The organism is Clostridium sp. 1001271B_151109_B4, from assembly GCF_015670405.1.
Classification (GTDB): Bacteria; Bacillota; Clostridia; order Clostridiales; family Clostridiaceae; genus Clostridium.
In genome coordinates, this window is the sequence record NZ_JADPBQ010000011.1 from 35,961 (window position 1) to 49,231 (window position 13,271).

At 35.2% G+C, this 13,271-nt stretch carries 22 protein-coding genes; all 22 read left to right on the forward strand.

Translation table 11 applies throughout. From position 1 onward, the window contains the following. Positions 1-7: 7 nt before the first annotated feature. Positions 8-247 (forward strand): ribosomal L7Ae/L30e/S12e/Gadd45 family protein, encoded by a 240-nt coding sequence (locus I4V63_RS09075; protein ID WP_196000967.1) that lies wholly within the window; start codon positions 8-10, stop codon positions 245-247. 55 nt (positions 248-302) lie between these two features. Beyond that, a complete protein-coding gene (gene rpsL / locus I4V63_RS09080) occupies positions 303-680 on the forward strand; it encodes a 30S ribosomal protein S12 (RefSeq protein ID WP_196000968.1) in 378 nt (125 codons plus the stop codon). A 154-nt stretch (positions 681-834) separates the two neighbouring features. Next, on the forward strand, positions 835-1,305 hold the full coding sequence (gene rpsG / locus I4V63_RS09085) for a 30S ribosomal protein S7 (RefSeq protein WP_196000969.1): 471 nt from the start codon (positions 835-837) through the stop codon (positions 1,303-1,305). A gap of 77 nt (positions 1,306-1,382) precedes the next feature. Then, on the forward strand, positions 1,383-3,449 hold the full coding sequence (gene fusA, locus I4V63_RS09090) for an elongation factor G (RefSeq protein ID WP_196000970.1): 2,067 nt from the start codon (positions 1,383-1,385) through the stop codon (positions 3,447-3,449). A 162-nt stretch (positions 3,450-3,611) separates the two neighbouring features. Continuing rightward, entirely contained in the window at positions 3,612-4,805 is a 1,194-nt protein-coding gene (gene tuf, locus I4V63_RS09095) for an elongation factor Tu (protein WP_196000962.1), read from the forward strand. Positions 4,806-5,532: 727 nt separating this feature from the next. Next, complete coding sequence (gene rpsJ / locus I4V63_RS09100; protein WP_021876938.1) at positions 5,533-5,841, forward strand: 30S ribosomal protein S10; 309 nt, start codon at positions 5,533-5,535, stop codon at positions 5,839-5,841. A 79-nt stretch (positions 5,842-5,920) separates the two neighbouring features. Further along, positions 5,921-6,550, forward strand: a complete 630-nt coding sequence (gene rplC / locus I4V63_RS09105; protein ID WP_196000971.1) for a 50S ribosomal protein L3 — start codon at positions 5,921-5,923, stop codon at positions 6,548-6,550. 24 nt (positions 6,551-6,574) lie between these two features. After that, positions 6,575-7,195, forward strand: a complete 621-nt coding sequence (gene rplD / locus I4V63_RS09110) for a 50S ribosomal protein L4 (RefSeq protein WP_196000972.1) — start codon at positions 6,575-6,577, stop codon at positions 7,193-7,195. Next, entirely contained in the window at positions 7,195-7,491 is a 297-nt protein-coding gene (gene rplW / locus I4V63_RS09115) for a 50S ribosomal protein L23 (RefSeq protein WP_042401534.1), read from the forward strand. Before rplD ends, rplW begins: the two co-directional genes overlap by 1 nt. Before the next feature lie 58 nt (positions 7,492-7,549). Continuing rightward, complete coding sequence (rplB, locus tag I4V63_RS09120) at positions 7,550-8,383, forward strand: 50S ribosomal protein L2 (RefSeq protein WP_196000973.1); 834 nt, start codon at positions 7,550-7,552, stop codon at positions 8,381-8,383. Positions 8,384-8,447: 64 nt separating this feature from the next. After that, complete coding sequence (rpsS, locus tag I4V63_RS09125; protein WP_005212052.1) at positions 8,448-8,732, forward strand: 30S ribosomal protein S19; 285 nt, start codon at positions 8,448-8,450, stop codon at positions 8,730-8,732. Between the two features lie 21 nt (positions 8,733-8,753). Beyond that, complete coding sequence (gene rplV, locus I4V63_RS09130; protein ID WP_005212053.1) at positions 8,754-9,089, forward strand: 50S ribosomal protein L22; 336 nt, start codon at positions 8,754-8,756, stop codon at positions 9,087-9,089. Positions 9,090-9,109: 20 nt separating this feature from the next. Next, a complete protein-coding gene (gene rpsC, locus I4V63_RS09135; protein WP_196000974.1) occupies positions 9,110-9,778 on the forward strand; it encodes a 30S ribosomal protein S3 in 669 nt (222 codons plus the stop codon). 18 nt (positions 9,779-9,796) lie between these two features. Further along, positions 9,797-10,231 carry a 50S ribosomal protein L16 gene (rplP, locus tag I4V63_RS09140; RefSeq protein WP_040419026.1) on the forward strand — a complete coding sequence of 145 codons (435 nt, stop codon included), beginning with the start codon at positions 9,797-9,799 and terminating at the stop codon, positions 10,229-10,231. Further along, a complete protein-coding gene (gene rpmC / locus I4V63_RS09145; RefSeq protein WP_005212060.1) occupies positions 10,231-10,443 on the forward strand; it encodes a 50S ribosomal protein L29 in 213 nt (70 codons plus the stop codon). The genes rplP and rpmC overlap by 1 nt, the downstream gene beginning before the upstream one ends. 22 nt (positions 10,444-10,465) lie before the next feature. Continuing rightward, the gene (gene rpsQ / locus I4V63_RS09150) at positions 10,466-10,720 is read left to right on the forward strand and encodes a 30S ribosomal protein S17 (protein ID WP_005212062.1); all 255 of its coding nucleotides are present in this window, start codon (positions 10,466-10,468) and stop codon (positions 10,718-10,720) included. Between the two features lie 32 nt (positions 10,721-10,752). Next, positions 10,753-11,121, forward strand: a complete 369-nt coding sequence (rplN, locus tag I4V63_RS09155; protein ID WP_021876949.1) for a 50S ribosomal protein L14 — start codon at positions 10,753-10,755, stop codon at positions 11,119-11,121. 17 nt (positions 11,122-11,138) lie between these two features. Continuing rightward, positions 11,139-11,453 carry a 50S ribosomal protein L24 gene (rplX, locus tag I4V63_RS09160; protein ID WP_196000975.1) on the forward strand — a complete coding sequence of 105 codons (315 nt, stop codon included), beginning with the start codon at positions 11,139-11,141 and terminating at the stop codon, positions 11,451-11,453. Positions 11,454-11,475: 22 nt separating this feature from the next. Further along, positions 11,476-12,018 (forward strand): 50S ribosomal protein L5, encoded by a 543-nt coding sequence (gene rplE, locus I4V63_RS09165; RefSeq protein WP_196000976.1) that lies wholly within the window; start codon positions 11,476-11,478, stop codon positions 12,016-12,018. Between the two features lie 15 nt (positions 12,019-12,033). Further along, a complete protein-coding gene (locus tag I4V63_RS09170; protein WP_005212070.1) occupies positions 12,034-12,219 on the forward strand; it encodes a type Z 30S ribosomal protein S14 in 186 nt (61 codons plus the stop codon). Between the two features lie 28 nt (positions 12,220-12,247). After that, positions 12,248-12,646 carry a 30S ribosomal protein S8 gene (gene rpsH, locus I4V63_RS09175; protein ID WP_005212071.1) on the forward strand — a complete coding sequence of 133 codons (399 nt, stop codon included), beginning with the start codon at positions 12,248-12,250 and terminating at the stop codon, positions 12,644-12,646. Positions 12,647-12,709: 63 nt separating this feature from the next. Further along, on the forward strand, positions 12,710-13,252 hold the full coding sequence (gene rplF, locus I4V63_RS09180) for a 50S ribosomal protein L6 (protein WP_042401515.1): 543 nt from the start codon (positions 12,710-12,712) through the stop codon (positions 13,250-13,252). Positions 13,253-13,271 lie beyond the last annotated feature (19 nt).

Consider the following 13,271-nt stretch of genomic DNA (forward strand, 5'->3'; position numbering starts at 1 on the left):
GGGATTCATGTTAGACAGAATTGTAGTAAAAAAGGTTATTGGAATAAAGCAATGTACTAAATTGATTAAAAACAATGAAGGAAAAGTTTTATATGTAGCTAAGGATGCAAATGCTAAGTTGATATCTCCAATAATTCAACTTGCAAAAGAGAAAAACATTGAAATTGTAGAAATATCTACAATGAAAGAACTTGGGAAGATAGGCGGGATTGATGTTAACTCATCAGCAATATTGACCCTAGAATAATAAATTAGTGTTTATCTTATTTTATATAGATAAATAAATTTCAGGAGGTGAAGAAATGCCAACTATAAGCCAATTAGTAAGAAAAGGTAGAAAGTCTGTTGCTAACAAATCAACAGCGCCAGCACTAAACGAGTGTCCACAAAGAAGAGGAGTTTGTACAGTTGTTAAAACTACTACTCCAAAGAAGCCTAACTCAGCGTTAAGAAAGATTGCCAGAGTAAGACTTACAAATGGATTCGAAGTTACTGCTTACATCGGTGGTGTAGGTCACAACTTACAAGAGCACAGCGTTGTTCTTATAAGAGGTGGTAGAGTTAAGGACCTTCCTGGTGTTAGATACCATATCGTAAGAGGAGCACTTGACTGTGCTGGAGTAGCTAACAGATTACAAGGAAGATCAAAATACGGTGCTAAGAAGCCAAAAACAAAATAGTTTTCTAAACTAAGACAGTGCTTATCTTCGGCATTTACATAGACTAGAAATTTTACATAAGTTTATATAGATGTAAGAAGCGAAGCACTTTACGGTAAGTTTACTTACCGAGTACCTATGAATTAAATTTAAAATTGTTAAGGAGGGAAGAAAAGTGCCAAGAAAAGGATTTATCGCAAAAAGAGATGTATTACCAGATCCAATGTATAACTCAAAGGTTGTTACTAAGTTAATAAACAACGTAATGGAAGATGGTAAAAAAGGAGTAGCACAAAAGATTTGCTACCAAGCGTTTGAAATTATGGCGCAAAAAACAGGCAAAGATGCTTTAGAAGTATTCGAAGAAGCTATGAACAATGTTATGCCTTTATTAGAAGTTAAAGCTAGAAGAATAGGTGGTGCTAACTACCAAGTTCCAATCGAAGTTAGACCTGAGAGAAGACAAACTTTAGGTATCAGATGGATTTTAGCTGCGGCTAGAAAAAGAGGCGAAAAAGTTATGGCTGAAAGATTAGCTGGAGAATTATTAGATGCAGCTAACAATACTGGAGCTGCTGTTAAGAAGAGAGAAGATACTCACAAAATGGCAGAAGCAAACAAAGCATTCGCTCACTACAGATACTAATATTACAAGAACTGTTTTGGCTTATGCCAAAACAGTTTTGTCGAATATAAAATTACTCATTGAGAGGAGGACATAAAATGGCTAGAAAATATCCATTAGATAAATTCCGTAACTTTGGAATAATGGCTCATATAGATGCGGGTAAAACTACAACTACTGAGCGTATATTATTCTATACTGGAAAAACTCACAAAATTGGTGAAACACATGAGGGTGCTTCACAAATGGACTGGATGGTTCAAGAACAAGAAAGAGGTATAACAATTACTTCTGCAGCAACAACTTGTTTCTGGGAAGGTCATGAATTAAACATAATAGATACTCCAGGTCACGTAGACTTCACAGTTGAAGTTGAAAGATCACTAAGAGTTCTTGATGGAGCTGTTACAGTTCTTGACGCTAAGAGTGGGGTTGAACCACAAACTGAAACTGTTTGGAGACAGGCAGATAAATATGGCGTACCAAGAATGATATATGTAAATAAAATGGATGCTACAGGTGCTGATTTCTTCAGATGTATAAACACTGTAAGAGATAGATTAAAAGCAAATGCAGTTCCAATACAAATACCAGTAGGTGCTGAAGCTGAATTTAAAGGTATGATAGACTTAATATCTAATCATGCTATCATCACTTATGATGATTTAGGTAAAGATGTAAGAATTGAAGAAATTCCTGCAGATTTAGCTGATCAAGCTGAAGAATACAGAATGGCTATGATAGAAGCTATTGCTGAAACAGATGAAGCATTAATGGAAAAATATCTTGAAGGTGAAGAGATAACAGAAGAAGAAATACATGCAGCTTTAAGAAAAGCTACTATAGCTAATGAAATAGTTCCATGTATATGTGGATCTTCATATAAGAATAAAGGGGTTCAAGAAATGATTAACGGTGTTGTTGCTTACTTACCATCACCATTAGACATTCCTGCAATCCAAGGTCAAACTTTAGAAGGTGAAGAAGATTCAAGAGAAGCTTCAGATAAAGCGCCAATGGCAGCTTTAGCATTCAAGATTGCTACTGACCCATTCGTTGGAAAACTTGCGTTTACAAGAATCTATTCTGGTGTTATGAACAGTGGTTCATATGTTCTTAACTCTACAAAGGGTAAGAAGGAAAGAATAGGAAGACTTGTTAAGATGCATGCTAATACAAGAGAAGAAGTTGAATCATTAGAAGCAGGTGAATTAGGAGCAGTTATCGGATTAAAGAACACTACAACTGGTGATACTTTATGTGATGAAAATGCACCAATTATACTTGAATCAATGGAATTCCCAGAACCAGTTATATCTGTAGCTATCGAGCCAAAGACAAAAGCTGGTCAAGAAAAGATGGGATTAGCTTTAGCTAAGTTAGCTGAAGAAGATCCAACTTTCAAAACTTGGACTGACCAAGAAACTGGTCAAACAATCATCGCTGGTATGGGTGAATTACACTTAGATATCATTGTTGATAGATTAACTAGAGAATTCAAGGTTGAATGTAACGTTGGAGCTCCTCAAGTTGCTTACAAAGAAACTATCAGATCAGCTGTTAAAGCTGAAGCTAAATACGCTAAGCAATCAGGTGGTAAGGGTCAATACGGTCATGCTGTAATTGAAATGGAACCAACTGAAGGTGAATACGTATTTGAAAATGCTATCGTTGGGGGAGCTGTTCCAAAAGAATATATTCCTGCAATTGATGCTGGTATTCAAGAAGCAGCTAAGAACGGTATCATAGCTGGATACGAAGTTATCAACTTCAGAGTTAAGTTAGTACACGGTTCTTACCATGAAGTCGATTCATCAGAAATGGCATTCAAGATTGCTGGTTCTATGGCATTCAAGAACGCTATGCAAAAAGCAAGCCCAGTATTACTTGAACCAATGATGAAGGTTGAAGTAACTGTACCAGAAGAGTACATGGGAGATGTTATCGGTGATATCAATTCAAGAAGAGGTAGAATGGAAGGTATGGAAGCAGTTAACGGAGCTCAAGTTATAAGAGCATACGTGCCACTAGCTGAAATGTTTGGATATGCTACAGCTTTAAGATCTAGATCTCAAGGTAGAGGTAACTACTCAATGGTATTCGATCACTATGAAGAAGTACCAAAGAGCATTCAAGAAGAAGTTGCTGGTAAAAGAGCAAAATAATTTGTAATAATTTTTTGTAACATTATCCATAATATATTTATGGGTAGTGTTACAGAAGTTAATATATATATAATAATTTAAATTTATAAAAAAACAATTATTGAATTTTAATGTAAATATAAAGTTCACATAATATGGTTTCCATAAAGGAGGATTTTCAAAATGGCAAAGCAAAAGTTCGAAAGAAGTAAACCACACGTAAATATCGGAACAATCGGTCACGTAGACCACGGTAAGACTACATTAACAGCTGCTATCACAACAGTATTAGCAAACAGAGGATACGCAGAAGCGTTCAACTATGCTGATATCGATAGAGCACCAGAAGAAAAAGAAAGAGGAATCACAATCAACACTGCACACGTTGAGTACGAAACAGAAAACAGACACTACGCTCACGTTGACTGTCCAGGACATGCTGACTACGTTAAGAACATGATCACTGGTGCTGCACAAATGGATGGAGCAATCTTAGTTTGTTCAGCTGCAGATGGTCCAATGCCTCAAACAAGAGAGCATATCTTACTTGCATCAAGAGTAGGTGTTGACTATATCGTAGTATTCTTAAACAAAGCAGATATGGTTGATGATGAAGAATTATTAGAATTAGTTGAAATGGAAGTTAGAGAATTATTATCTGAATACAACTTCCCAGGAGATGATATTCCAGTAATTAAGGGATCAGCTTTAAGAGCATTAGAAAACCCAACAGATCCAGAAGCAACAGCTTGCATCATGGAATTAATGGATGCAGTAGATAGCTACATCCCAACACCAGAAAGAGCTACAGATAAGCCTTTCTTAATGCCAATCGAAGACGTATTTACAATCACAGGTAGAGGAACTGTTGCAACTGGAAGAGTTGAAAGAGGTATCTTACACGTATCTGATGAAGTAGAAATCGTTGGATTAATGGAAGAAAAGAGAAAAGTAGTAGTAACAGGAATAGAAATGTTCAGAAAGTTACTAGATGAAGCACAAGCTGGAGATAACATCGGAGCATTATTAAGAGGGGTTCAAAGAACTGAAATCGAAAGAGGTCAAGTTTTAGCTAAAACTGGATCAGTAAACCCACACAGCAAGTTCGTAGGTCAAGTATACGTACTTAAGAAAGATGAAGGTGGTAGACATACTCCATTCTTCGATGGATACAGACCACAATTCTACTTCAGAACAACAGACGTTACAGGATCAATCAAATTACCAGAAGGAATGGAAATGGTTATGCCTGGAGACCACATCGATATGAACGTTGAGTTAATTACTCAAGTAGCTATGGATGAAGGTTTAAGATTCGCTATCAGAGAAGGTGGAAGAACTGTAGGTTCAGGAGTTGTTACTTCTATAATTGAATAGTTTTAAACTTTTAATTTAGTTTTAAAATCTTTTTAAATATATAATTTTAAATTAAAGCGCTTATAAATGTGATCACAAAAAAGAGAAAGAGTAAGGGGACGCCTTTACTCTTTCTTTTTTTTATTTCTAAATATATATCACCATAAAAATAATTTAATGCATTATGTATTAAATAATAATATAAGATATATATAGTTAAGAAAAAAATATATAAATTAAGATTATTAATAATATGAAAAGAGAAGAAAATATAATACATATTGAAAAAAAGATTAAAAAATAGAGAAAAATCCTATAAAAATGTTTACATTGATATATAAAGGTTAATCATATATAATATAAGGCAATACACAGAAAAATTTCATTAATTATACTATTGAAAAAAATTTAAATACGATATAAAATAATAACAGTTGAACGACAGAATTACTTCTAAAAGGCTAATTTTTTTTTGAATAAATGGTTAAAAAAAGATGAAAAAAAGATGAGAAAAAAGTCTTGATAAAGATTTATAAAGATAGTATAATAAAGAAGTTGTGTAGCGCAACGCGATGAATCAAGAGGTTGCCGGACTTCCGGGTTATTCTTGAGGAGCAAGTCAGGATCTAGAATCCGACGGCAGGGGTAGTAACTTGTGTTCTTAGTTGTGAAACACCAGGAACAGTTTACAGAACTACAACTGTTGTGCGTTAGAAGTAAAGCGTACATGAAAAGGAGGGAAACCAGAATGTCAAAACAAAAAATAAGAATCAGATTAAAGGCTTTTGATCACACTATATTAGATCAATCTGCTGAAAAAATCGTTGAAACAGCTAAATCAACAGGAGCAAAGGTTGCAGGTCCAGTACCACTACCTACTGAAAAAGATGTTGTTACAATATTAAGAGCTGTTCACAAGTACAAAGATTCAAGAGAACAATTCGAAATCAGAACACACAAGAGATTAATCGATATCGTTAATCCATCACCTAAGACTGTTGATGCATTAATGAGATTAAACTTACCTGCTGGTGTAGATATCGAAATAAAGCTATAATAGCTTAACTATTAAATAAACAGTTTGAACGGTTATGATTGCAAAGCAATCCGCTAATGCGTTTAGGAGGTGTAAATACATGAAAAAAGCTATAATCGGTAAAAAAATAGGGATGACTCAAATTTTCGATGAAAATGGAAAGGTAGTTCCTGTAACTGTAGTAGAAGCTGGACCATGTGTTGTTGTTCAAAAGAAGACTATCGAAAAGGATGGTTATGAAGCAATACAAGTTGGTTTCGGTGAAATAAGAGAAAAATTAGTTAATAAGCCAAGAAAAGGACAATTTGCTAAAGCTGGAGTATCTTTAAGAAGAACTTTAAAAGAGTTCAGATTAGAAGATTGCAGCGGATACGAAGTAGGTCAAGAAATCAAAGCTGATTTATTTGCAGCTGGAGATAAAATTGACGTTTCTGGAGTATCTAAAGGTAAGGGATTCCAAGGTGTTATTAAGAGATGGAATGCTAACAGAGGACCAATGTCACACGGTTCTAAGTTCCACAGAGCAGTAGGTTCAATGGGAGCTTCTTCAGATCCATCAAGAACATTTAAGAACAAGAACATGCCAGGACACATGGGAGCTGTAAACACAACTGTATTAAACTTAGAAGTTGTTAAAGTAATAGCTGAAAAGAACTTAATATTAGTTAAGGGTGGTATCCCAGGTGCTAACAAGAGCACAGTTGTAATAAGAAACGCTGTTAAAGCTTAATTTCTTTAGAAAGGAGGAGACAGAATGCCTACAGTAGGATTATTTAACAAAGAAGGAAACAAGATTGAAGATATTCAATTAAACGATAATGTATTCGCTGTTGAAGTGAATGCAGATGCTATGCACCAAGTAGTTGTTGCATTATTAGCTAATAAGAGACAAGGAACTCAATCAGCTAAGACTAGAGCTGAGGTTAGAGGAGGCGGAATTAAGCCTTGGAGACAAAAGGGAACTGGTAGAGCTAGACAAGGATCAATCAGAGCACCACAATGGATCAAGGGTGGAGTTGTATTCGCACCAAAGCCAAGAGATTACAGAATGTCAATACCAAAATCAATGAGAAGAGTTGCTATGTTATCAGCTTTAACTAGCAAAGTTCAAAATGATGAAATGGTAGTATTAGACAGCTTAACATTAGAAACTCCTAAAACAAAGGAAATAGTTAAAATGTTAAATGCTTTCGATGCTAAAAAGACATTAATCGTTACTGCTGAAGCAAACGAAACAGTTTACAAGTCAGCTAGAAACATTGAAGGAGTAGCAGTACTTCCAGTAAACAACATCAATGTTTATGATTTATTAAAATACTCAAAAGTAATCATGACTAAGGATGCTGTATCAAAGATTGAGGAGGTGTACGCATAATGAAGTTAACAAGCCACGATATAATCAGAAAACCAGTTATCACTGAAAAGTCAATGGCTGCAATGGCAGAAAAGAAGTACACTTTCATAGTTCATATGAGCGCTAACAAAGTTCAAATAAAGAAAGCGATCGAAGAAGTTTTCGGCGTTAAAGTTGAAAAAGTTCAAACAATAAGAACTATGGGAAAAACTAAGAGAATGGGCGTACATGTTGGTAAGAGAGCTGACCAAAAGAAAGCTATAATCACATTAGCTCAAGATAGCAAAGGTATTGAATTCTTCGAAGGAATGCAATAATATTAAAGCGTAGTATTGGTAATAATACCAGATAAGCTTAAAGAAGGAGGGAATTAGCATGGCAGTTAAAAAGTTTAGACCTACTACACCATCAAGAAGAGAAATGACAATGGCTAGTTTTGAAGAAATAACTACAAACAGCCCAGAGAAATCACTTCTTGTTTCTTTAAAGAAAACTGGTGGTAGAAATGCTCAAGGTAAAATAACTGTTAGACACCACGGTGGTGGAGCTAAGAGAAAATATAGAATAATAGATTTCAAGAGAAATAAGGATGGTATTCCAGCAAAAGTTGCTACAATAGAATACGATCCAAACAGAACAGCATACATTGCATTAGTAGTATATGCTGATGGTGAAAAGAGATATATTCTTGCACCAGTAGGATTAAAGGTTGGAGATACAATAGTATCTGGAGCAGACGCTGATATCAAAGTTGGTAATGCTAAAGCATTAAAAGATATGCCGGTTGGTACAGTTGTTCACAACATTGAATTACAAGCTGGTAAAGGTGGCCAAATGGTTAGATCAGCAGGTACTTCAGCTCAATTAATGGCTAAAGAAGGTAACTATGCAACATTAAGATTACCATCAGGCGAAATGAGATATGTAAGAATCGAATGTAGAGCTACAATCGGTACAGTATCTAACACTACTAACGACATCATTAACCTTGGTAAAGCTGGTAGAAAGAGACACATGGGATGGAGACCTACAGTTAGAGGTTCTGTAATGAACCCTTGCGATCACCCTCATGGTGGTGGTGAAGGTAGATCACCAATCGGTAGACCAAGTCCAGTTACTCCATGGGGTAAACCAGCACTTGGATACAAGACTAGAAAGAATAAGAAGTATTCTGATAGATTCATAATAAAGAGAAGAAATAGTAAGTAATTGAAGAGAATTAATTCTCTTCAGGCTTACTGGGCCTAGAGATTATGAAGGGAGGCAAATTATAGTGAGTAGATCAATAAAAAAGGGACCTTTCGTACACGAAGGACTTTTAAAGAAGATAGAAGAAATGAATGCTAATGGTGAAAATAAGGTTGTTAAGACTTGGTCAAGATCATCAACAATTTTCCCACAAATGATTGGTCACACAATCGCTGTTCACGATGGTAGAAAACACGTTCCAGTATATGTGAGCGAAGATATGGTAGGACACAAATTAGGAGAATTTGCTCTTACTAGAACATACAGAGGACACGATTACGACGAAAAAGCATCAAGAAAAAGAAAGTAATCTGGGAAAGGAGGAACACCAATGGAAGCTAGAGCTATAGCTAAATATGTGAGAATGTCTCCAATGAAAGTAGGAGTTGTTCTTGATTTAATAAGAGGAAAAAATGTTAACGAGGCTTTCGCTATATTACAATACACTCCAAAAGATGCTGCAGTTGTTATAAACAAAGTTTTAAAATCAGCTGTTGCAAATGCAGAGAACAATCATGACTTAAATGTTGAAAACTTATATGTTGCTGAAACATTCGTAGGTGCTGGTCCAACTTTAAAGAGATTTAGACCAATGGACCACGGTAAAGCGTTCAGAATCAATAAGAGAACAAGTCATATTACAGTAGTAGTTAAAGAAAGAGCTTAGTAAGAAGGAGGGAAAAACAAGTGGGTCAAAAAGTACATCCTCACGGACTTAGAGTTGGAGTTATCAAAGGTTGGGACGCAAAATGGTACGCTGATAAGAGAACATTCGCAGACAACTTAATAGAAGATAACAAAATAAGAGAATTCGTAAAGAAGGAACTTTTCTCAGCTGGTATAGCTAAGATTGAAATCGAAAGATCAGCTAAAAGAGTTAAGTTAAATATACACACTGCTAAACCAGGTGTTGTTATTGGTAAAGGTGGTTCAGGAATCGAAGCTTTAAAAGCTAAGGTTACTAAATTAGTAAACGGAAAGAATATTTTAATAAATATAGTTGAAGTTAAGAATGCTGAAGCAAACGCTCAATTAGTTGCTGAAAACATTGCTGCTCAATTAGAAAAGAGAGTTTCTTTCAGAAGAGCTATGAAACAAAGCATCCAAAGAGCTATGAGATTAGGAGCTAAGGGTGTTAAAACAGCTTGTTCAGGAAGATTAGGTGGAGCTGAAATCGCTAGAACTGAACAATATCATGAAGGAACAATTCCACTACAAACATTAAGAGCTGATATCGATTATGGATTTGCTGAAGCAGATACAACATACGGTAAAATCGGAGTTAAAGTTTGGGTTTATAATGGAGAAGTTCTTCCAACTAAAAAAGTTGAAAAGAAGGAAGAAGTTAACGCGTAAGAAAGGAGGAATATAATCATGTTAATGCCTAAAAGAGTTAAGCATCGTAAGGTACAACGTGGTAGAATGAAAGGAAAAGCTACTAGAGGTAATTTCCTTGCATACGGAGATTTTGGTATCCAAGCACAAACTTGTGGATGGATAACAAGTAACCAAATAGAATCTGCCAGAATAGCAATTAACAGATACATTAGAAGAGGAGGAAAACTTTGGATAAAAGTATTCCCAGATAAGCCAGTTACTGAAAAGCCAGCTGAAACAAGAATGGGTTCTGGTAAAGGTTCACCAGAATATTGGGTAGCTGTAGTTAAACCTGGTAGAGTATTATTCGAATTATCAGGAGTTAACGAAGAAGTTGCAAGAGAAGCAATGAGACTTGCATCACACAAACTTCCTGTAAAGTGTAAATTCGTTACAAGAAGAGATTTTGAGGAAATGGGTGGTGAAGAATAATGAAGGCTAGAGAATTAAAAGATTTAAGAGCAAATAATCCTCAAGATTTAGTTGCTAAATTAGGAGAATTAAAAGCTGAATTATTCAACTTAAGATTCCAATTAGCTACAGGACAATTAGAAAATCCTATGAGAATAAGAGAAGTAAAGAAATCTATAGCCCAAATCAAAACCATCATTAGAGAAGAAGAGATCAGGGCATTTGAACAGTAAATCTGGAAGGAGGTAGCCCCTAATGGAAAGAGGATTAAGAAAGAAGAAAATCGGTAGAGTTGTTTCTGATAAAATGGATAAAACTATCGTAGTTGCTGTTGAAACTAAGGTAAGACATCCACTATACGGAAAAACTATGAATAGAACTACTAAATTCAAAGCTCATGATGAAAATAATGAAGCTAACATGAATGATAGAGTATTAATAATGGAAACTAGACCATTATCTAAAGATAAGAGATGGAGACTTGTTGAAATAGTTGAAAGAGCTAAATAAGCTTTTAAAGACTGAAAGGAGGGTAAATTTCAATGATACAACAACAAACCTTATTAAAGGTAGCAGATAACTCAGGTGCTAAAGAAATAATGTGTATCAGAGTTTTAGGCGGATCAAAGAGAAAGTTCGGTAACATTGGAGATATAATAGTAGCTAGCGTTAAAAGTGCAACACCAGGCGGAGTTGTTAAAAAAGGTGACGTTGTAAAAGCTGTTATTGTTAGATCAGTAAGAGGATTAAGAAGAGCTGACGGTTCATACATCAAATTTGATGAGAACGCTGCTGTTATAATAAAAGATGATAAGCAACCAAGAGGAACTCGTATCTTCGGACCAGTTGCTAGGGAGCTAAGAGATAAAGAATTTAACAAAATATTATCATTAGCACCAGAAGTTCTATAATAGAGGAGGTGGCTAATTTGAAGTTACACGTTAAAAAGAACGACACAGTAGTAGTTATTTCTGGTAAAGATGCTGGGAAAACTGGTGAAGTTTTAAAAGTATATCCAAAAACAGGAAAGGTTCTTGTTCAAGGAGTTAACATAGTAAAGAAACATCAAAAACCATCTAGAGCTAATGCTCAAGGCGGAATAATTGAAAAAGAAGGAGCTATCTACAGCTCAAAAGTTATGTTATACTGCACAAAATGCAAAAATGCTACAAGAATTAGCAGTAAAATCTTAGAAGATGGTACTAAGGTTAGAGTTTGTAAGAAGTGTGGAGAAACATTCTAAGATCTGAAAGGAGGTACTAATTATGACACCAAGACTTCAAGAGAAGTATACAAATGAAGTAATTCAAGCGATGACAGAAAAGTTCGGATACAAAAACGTTATGGAAGTTCCAAAGCTTGAAAAAATCGTTATAAATATGGGAGTTGGAGAAGCTAAAGATAACCAAAAGGTTTTAGAATCTGCGGTTGCTGATTTACAACTTATCTCAGGACAAAAGCCAATCTTAACAAGAGCAAAGAAATCTGTTGCTAACTTTAAGATTAGAGAAAACATGGCATTAGGATGTAAAGTTACATTAAGAGGAGCAAAGATGTTTGAATTTGCTGATAAGCTAATGTCAATTGCTCTTCCAAGAGTTAGAGACTTTAGAGGGGTTTCTGACAAAGCATTTGACGGAAGAGGAAATTATTCTTTAGGAATTAAAGAACAATTAATATTCCCAGAAGTAGAATACGATAAGATCGATAAGGTTAGAGGAATGGATATTATCTTCGTTACAACTGCAAAGACTGACGAAGAAGCAAGAGAATTATTAAGATTCCTTGGTATGCCATTCGCTCAATAATAAGGAGGGAAAACTGTGGCACGTAAAGCTATTATTGAAAAGTGGAGCAAAGCTCCTAAATATAAAACAAGAGCTTATACAAGATGCAGAATATGTGGAAGACCACATGCAGTATTAAGAAAGTTTGGTATTTGCCGTATATGCTTTAGAGAACTTGCTTACAAGGGTGAAATTCCTGGTTGTAAGAAGGCAAGCTGGTAAACCTAACGACTGAAAGGAGGCAAATTAAATGGTTATGACAGATCCTATCGCAGATTTACTAACTCGTATTAGAAATGCGAATGCTGTAAGACACGAAGTAGTAGAAGTTCCTTCTTCAAACGTAAAGAAGGCTGTTGCAAATATATTATTACAAGAGGGATACATCAAAAATATTGAAGAATATAATGACGGTGTAGTTCCAATGATGAGATTATCTCTTAAATACGGTTCTAACAAAGAAAGAGTTATAACTGGAATCAAGAGAATTTCAAAACCAGGTTTAAGAGTATACTGTAAGAAGGATGAAGTTCCAAGAGTTCTTAATGGATTAGGAATCGCTGTAATTTCAACTTCAAAAGGTATAGTTGTAGACAGAGAAGCTAGAAAATTAGGCTTAGGTGGAGAAGTTGTTTGCTACGTTTGGTAGTAACAAATTTGAAATTAAGTAGATTAACATATAGATCTAAGAAGTAATACAGGAGGTGCGATTATGTCAAGAGTAGGTAGATTACCAATAGCTATCCCTGCTGGAGTTACAGTTACAGTTACTGAAGATAACGTTGTTACTGTAAAAGGACCAAAAGGGCAATTAGTTAAGGCTATGGACAAAGACATGAATATAGCAGTTGAAGACAACCAAGTTGTTGTTACAAGACCTAGTGATGTTAAAGAGCATAGAGCTCTTCACGGATTAACTAGAGCATTAATCAACAACATGATCATAGGAGTTGAAAAGGGATACCAAAAGACTCTAGAATTAATCGGTGTTGGTTATAGAGCTCAATTACAAGGAAAGAAACTTGTAATGAACTTAGGATATTCACACCCAGTTGAAATAGAACCAGCTGAAGGAATTACTTTCGAAACTCCAGCAGCTACAAAAGTAGTTGTTTCAGGAATCGATAAGCAATTAGTTGGTGCTGCTGCGGCTGATATAAGAAAGTGGAGAAAACCTGAACCATATAAGGGTAAAGGAATTAAATTCGAAGGCGAAGTTATCAGACGTAAAGAAGGTAAGACTGGTAAGAAATAATTAGGAAGGAGTGAACCTT

Coding starts and splice junctions, on each gene's coding strand:
- I4V63_RS09075 (WP_196000967.1), top strand. CDS start 8: ATGTTAGACAGAATTGTAGTAAAAAAGGTTATTGGAATAAAGCAATGT.
- rpsL (WP_196000968.1), top strand. CDS start 303: ATGCCAACTATAAGCCAATTAGTAAGAAAAGGTAGAAAGTCTGTTGCT.
- fusA (WP_196000970.1), top strand. CDS start 1,383: ATGGCTAGAAAATATCCATTAGATAAATTCCGTAACTTTGGAATAATG.
- tuf (WP_196000962.1), top strand. CDS start 3,612: ATGGCAAAGCAAAAGTTCGAAAGAAGTAAACCACACGTAAATATCGGA.
- rpsJ (WP_021876938.1), top strand. CDS start 5,533: ATGTCAAAACAAAAAATAAGAATCAGATTAAAGGCTTTTGATCACACT.
- rplC (WP_196000971.1), top strand. CDS start 5,921: ATGAAAAAAGCTATAATCGGTAAAAAAATAGGGATGACTCAAATTTTC.
- rplD (WP_196000972.1), top strand. CDS start 6,575: ATGCCTACAGTAGGATTATTTAACAAAGAAGGAAACAAGATTGAAGAT.
- rplW (WP_042401534.1), top strand. CDS start 7,195: ATGAAGTTAACAAGCCACGATATAATCAGAAAACCAGTTATCACTGAA.
- rplB (WP_196000973.1), top strand. CDS start 7,550: ATGGCAGTTAAAAAGTTTAGACCTACTACACCATCAAGAAGAGAAATG.
- rplV (WP_005212053.1), top strand. CDS start 8,754: ATGGAAGCTAGAGCTATAGCTAAATATGTGAGAATGTCTCCAATGAAA.
- rplP (WP_040419026.1), top strand. CDS start 9,797: ATGTTAATGCCTAAAAGAGTTAAGCATCGTAAGGTACAACGTGGTAGA.
- rpmC (WP_005212060.1), top strand. CDS start 10,231: ATGAAGGCTAGAGAATTAAAAGATTTAAGAGCAAATAATCCTCAAGAT.
- rpsQ (WP_005212062.1), top strand. CDS start 10,466: ATGGAAAGAGGATTAAGAAAGAAGAAAATCGGTAGAGTTGTTTCTGAT.
- rplN (WP_021876949.1), top strand. CDS start 10,753: ATGATACAACAACAAACCTTATTAAAGGTAGCAGATAACTCAGGTGCT.
- rplE (WP_196000976.1), top strand. CDS start 11,476: ATGACACCAAGACTTCAAGAGAAGTATACAAATGAAGTAATTCAAGCG.
- rpsH (WP_005212071.1), top strand. CDS start 12,248: ATGGTTATGACAGATCCTATCGCAGATTTACTAACTCGTATTAGAAAT.
- rplF (WP_042401515.1), top strand. CDS start 12,710: ATGTCAAGAGTAGGTAGATTACCAATAGCTATCCCTGCTGGAGTTACA.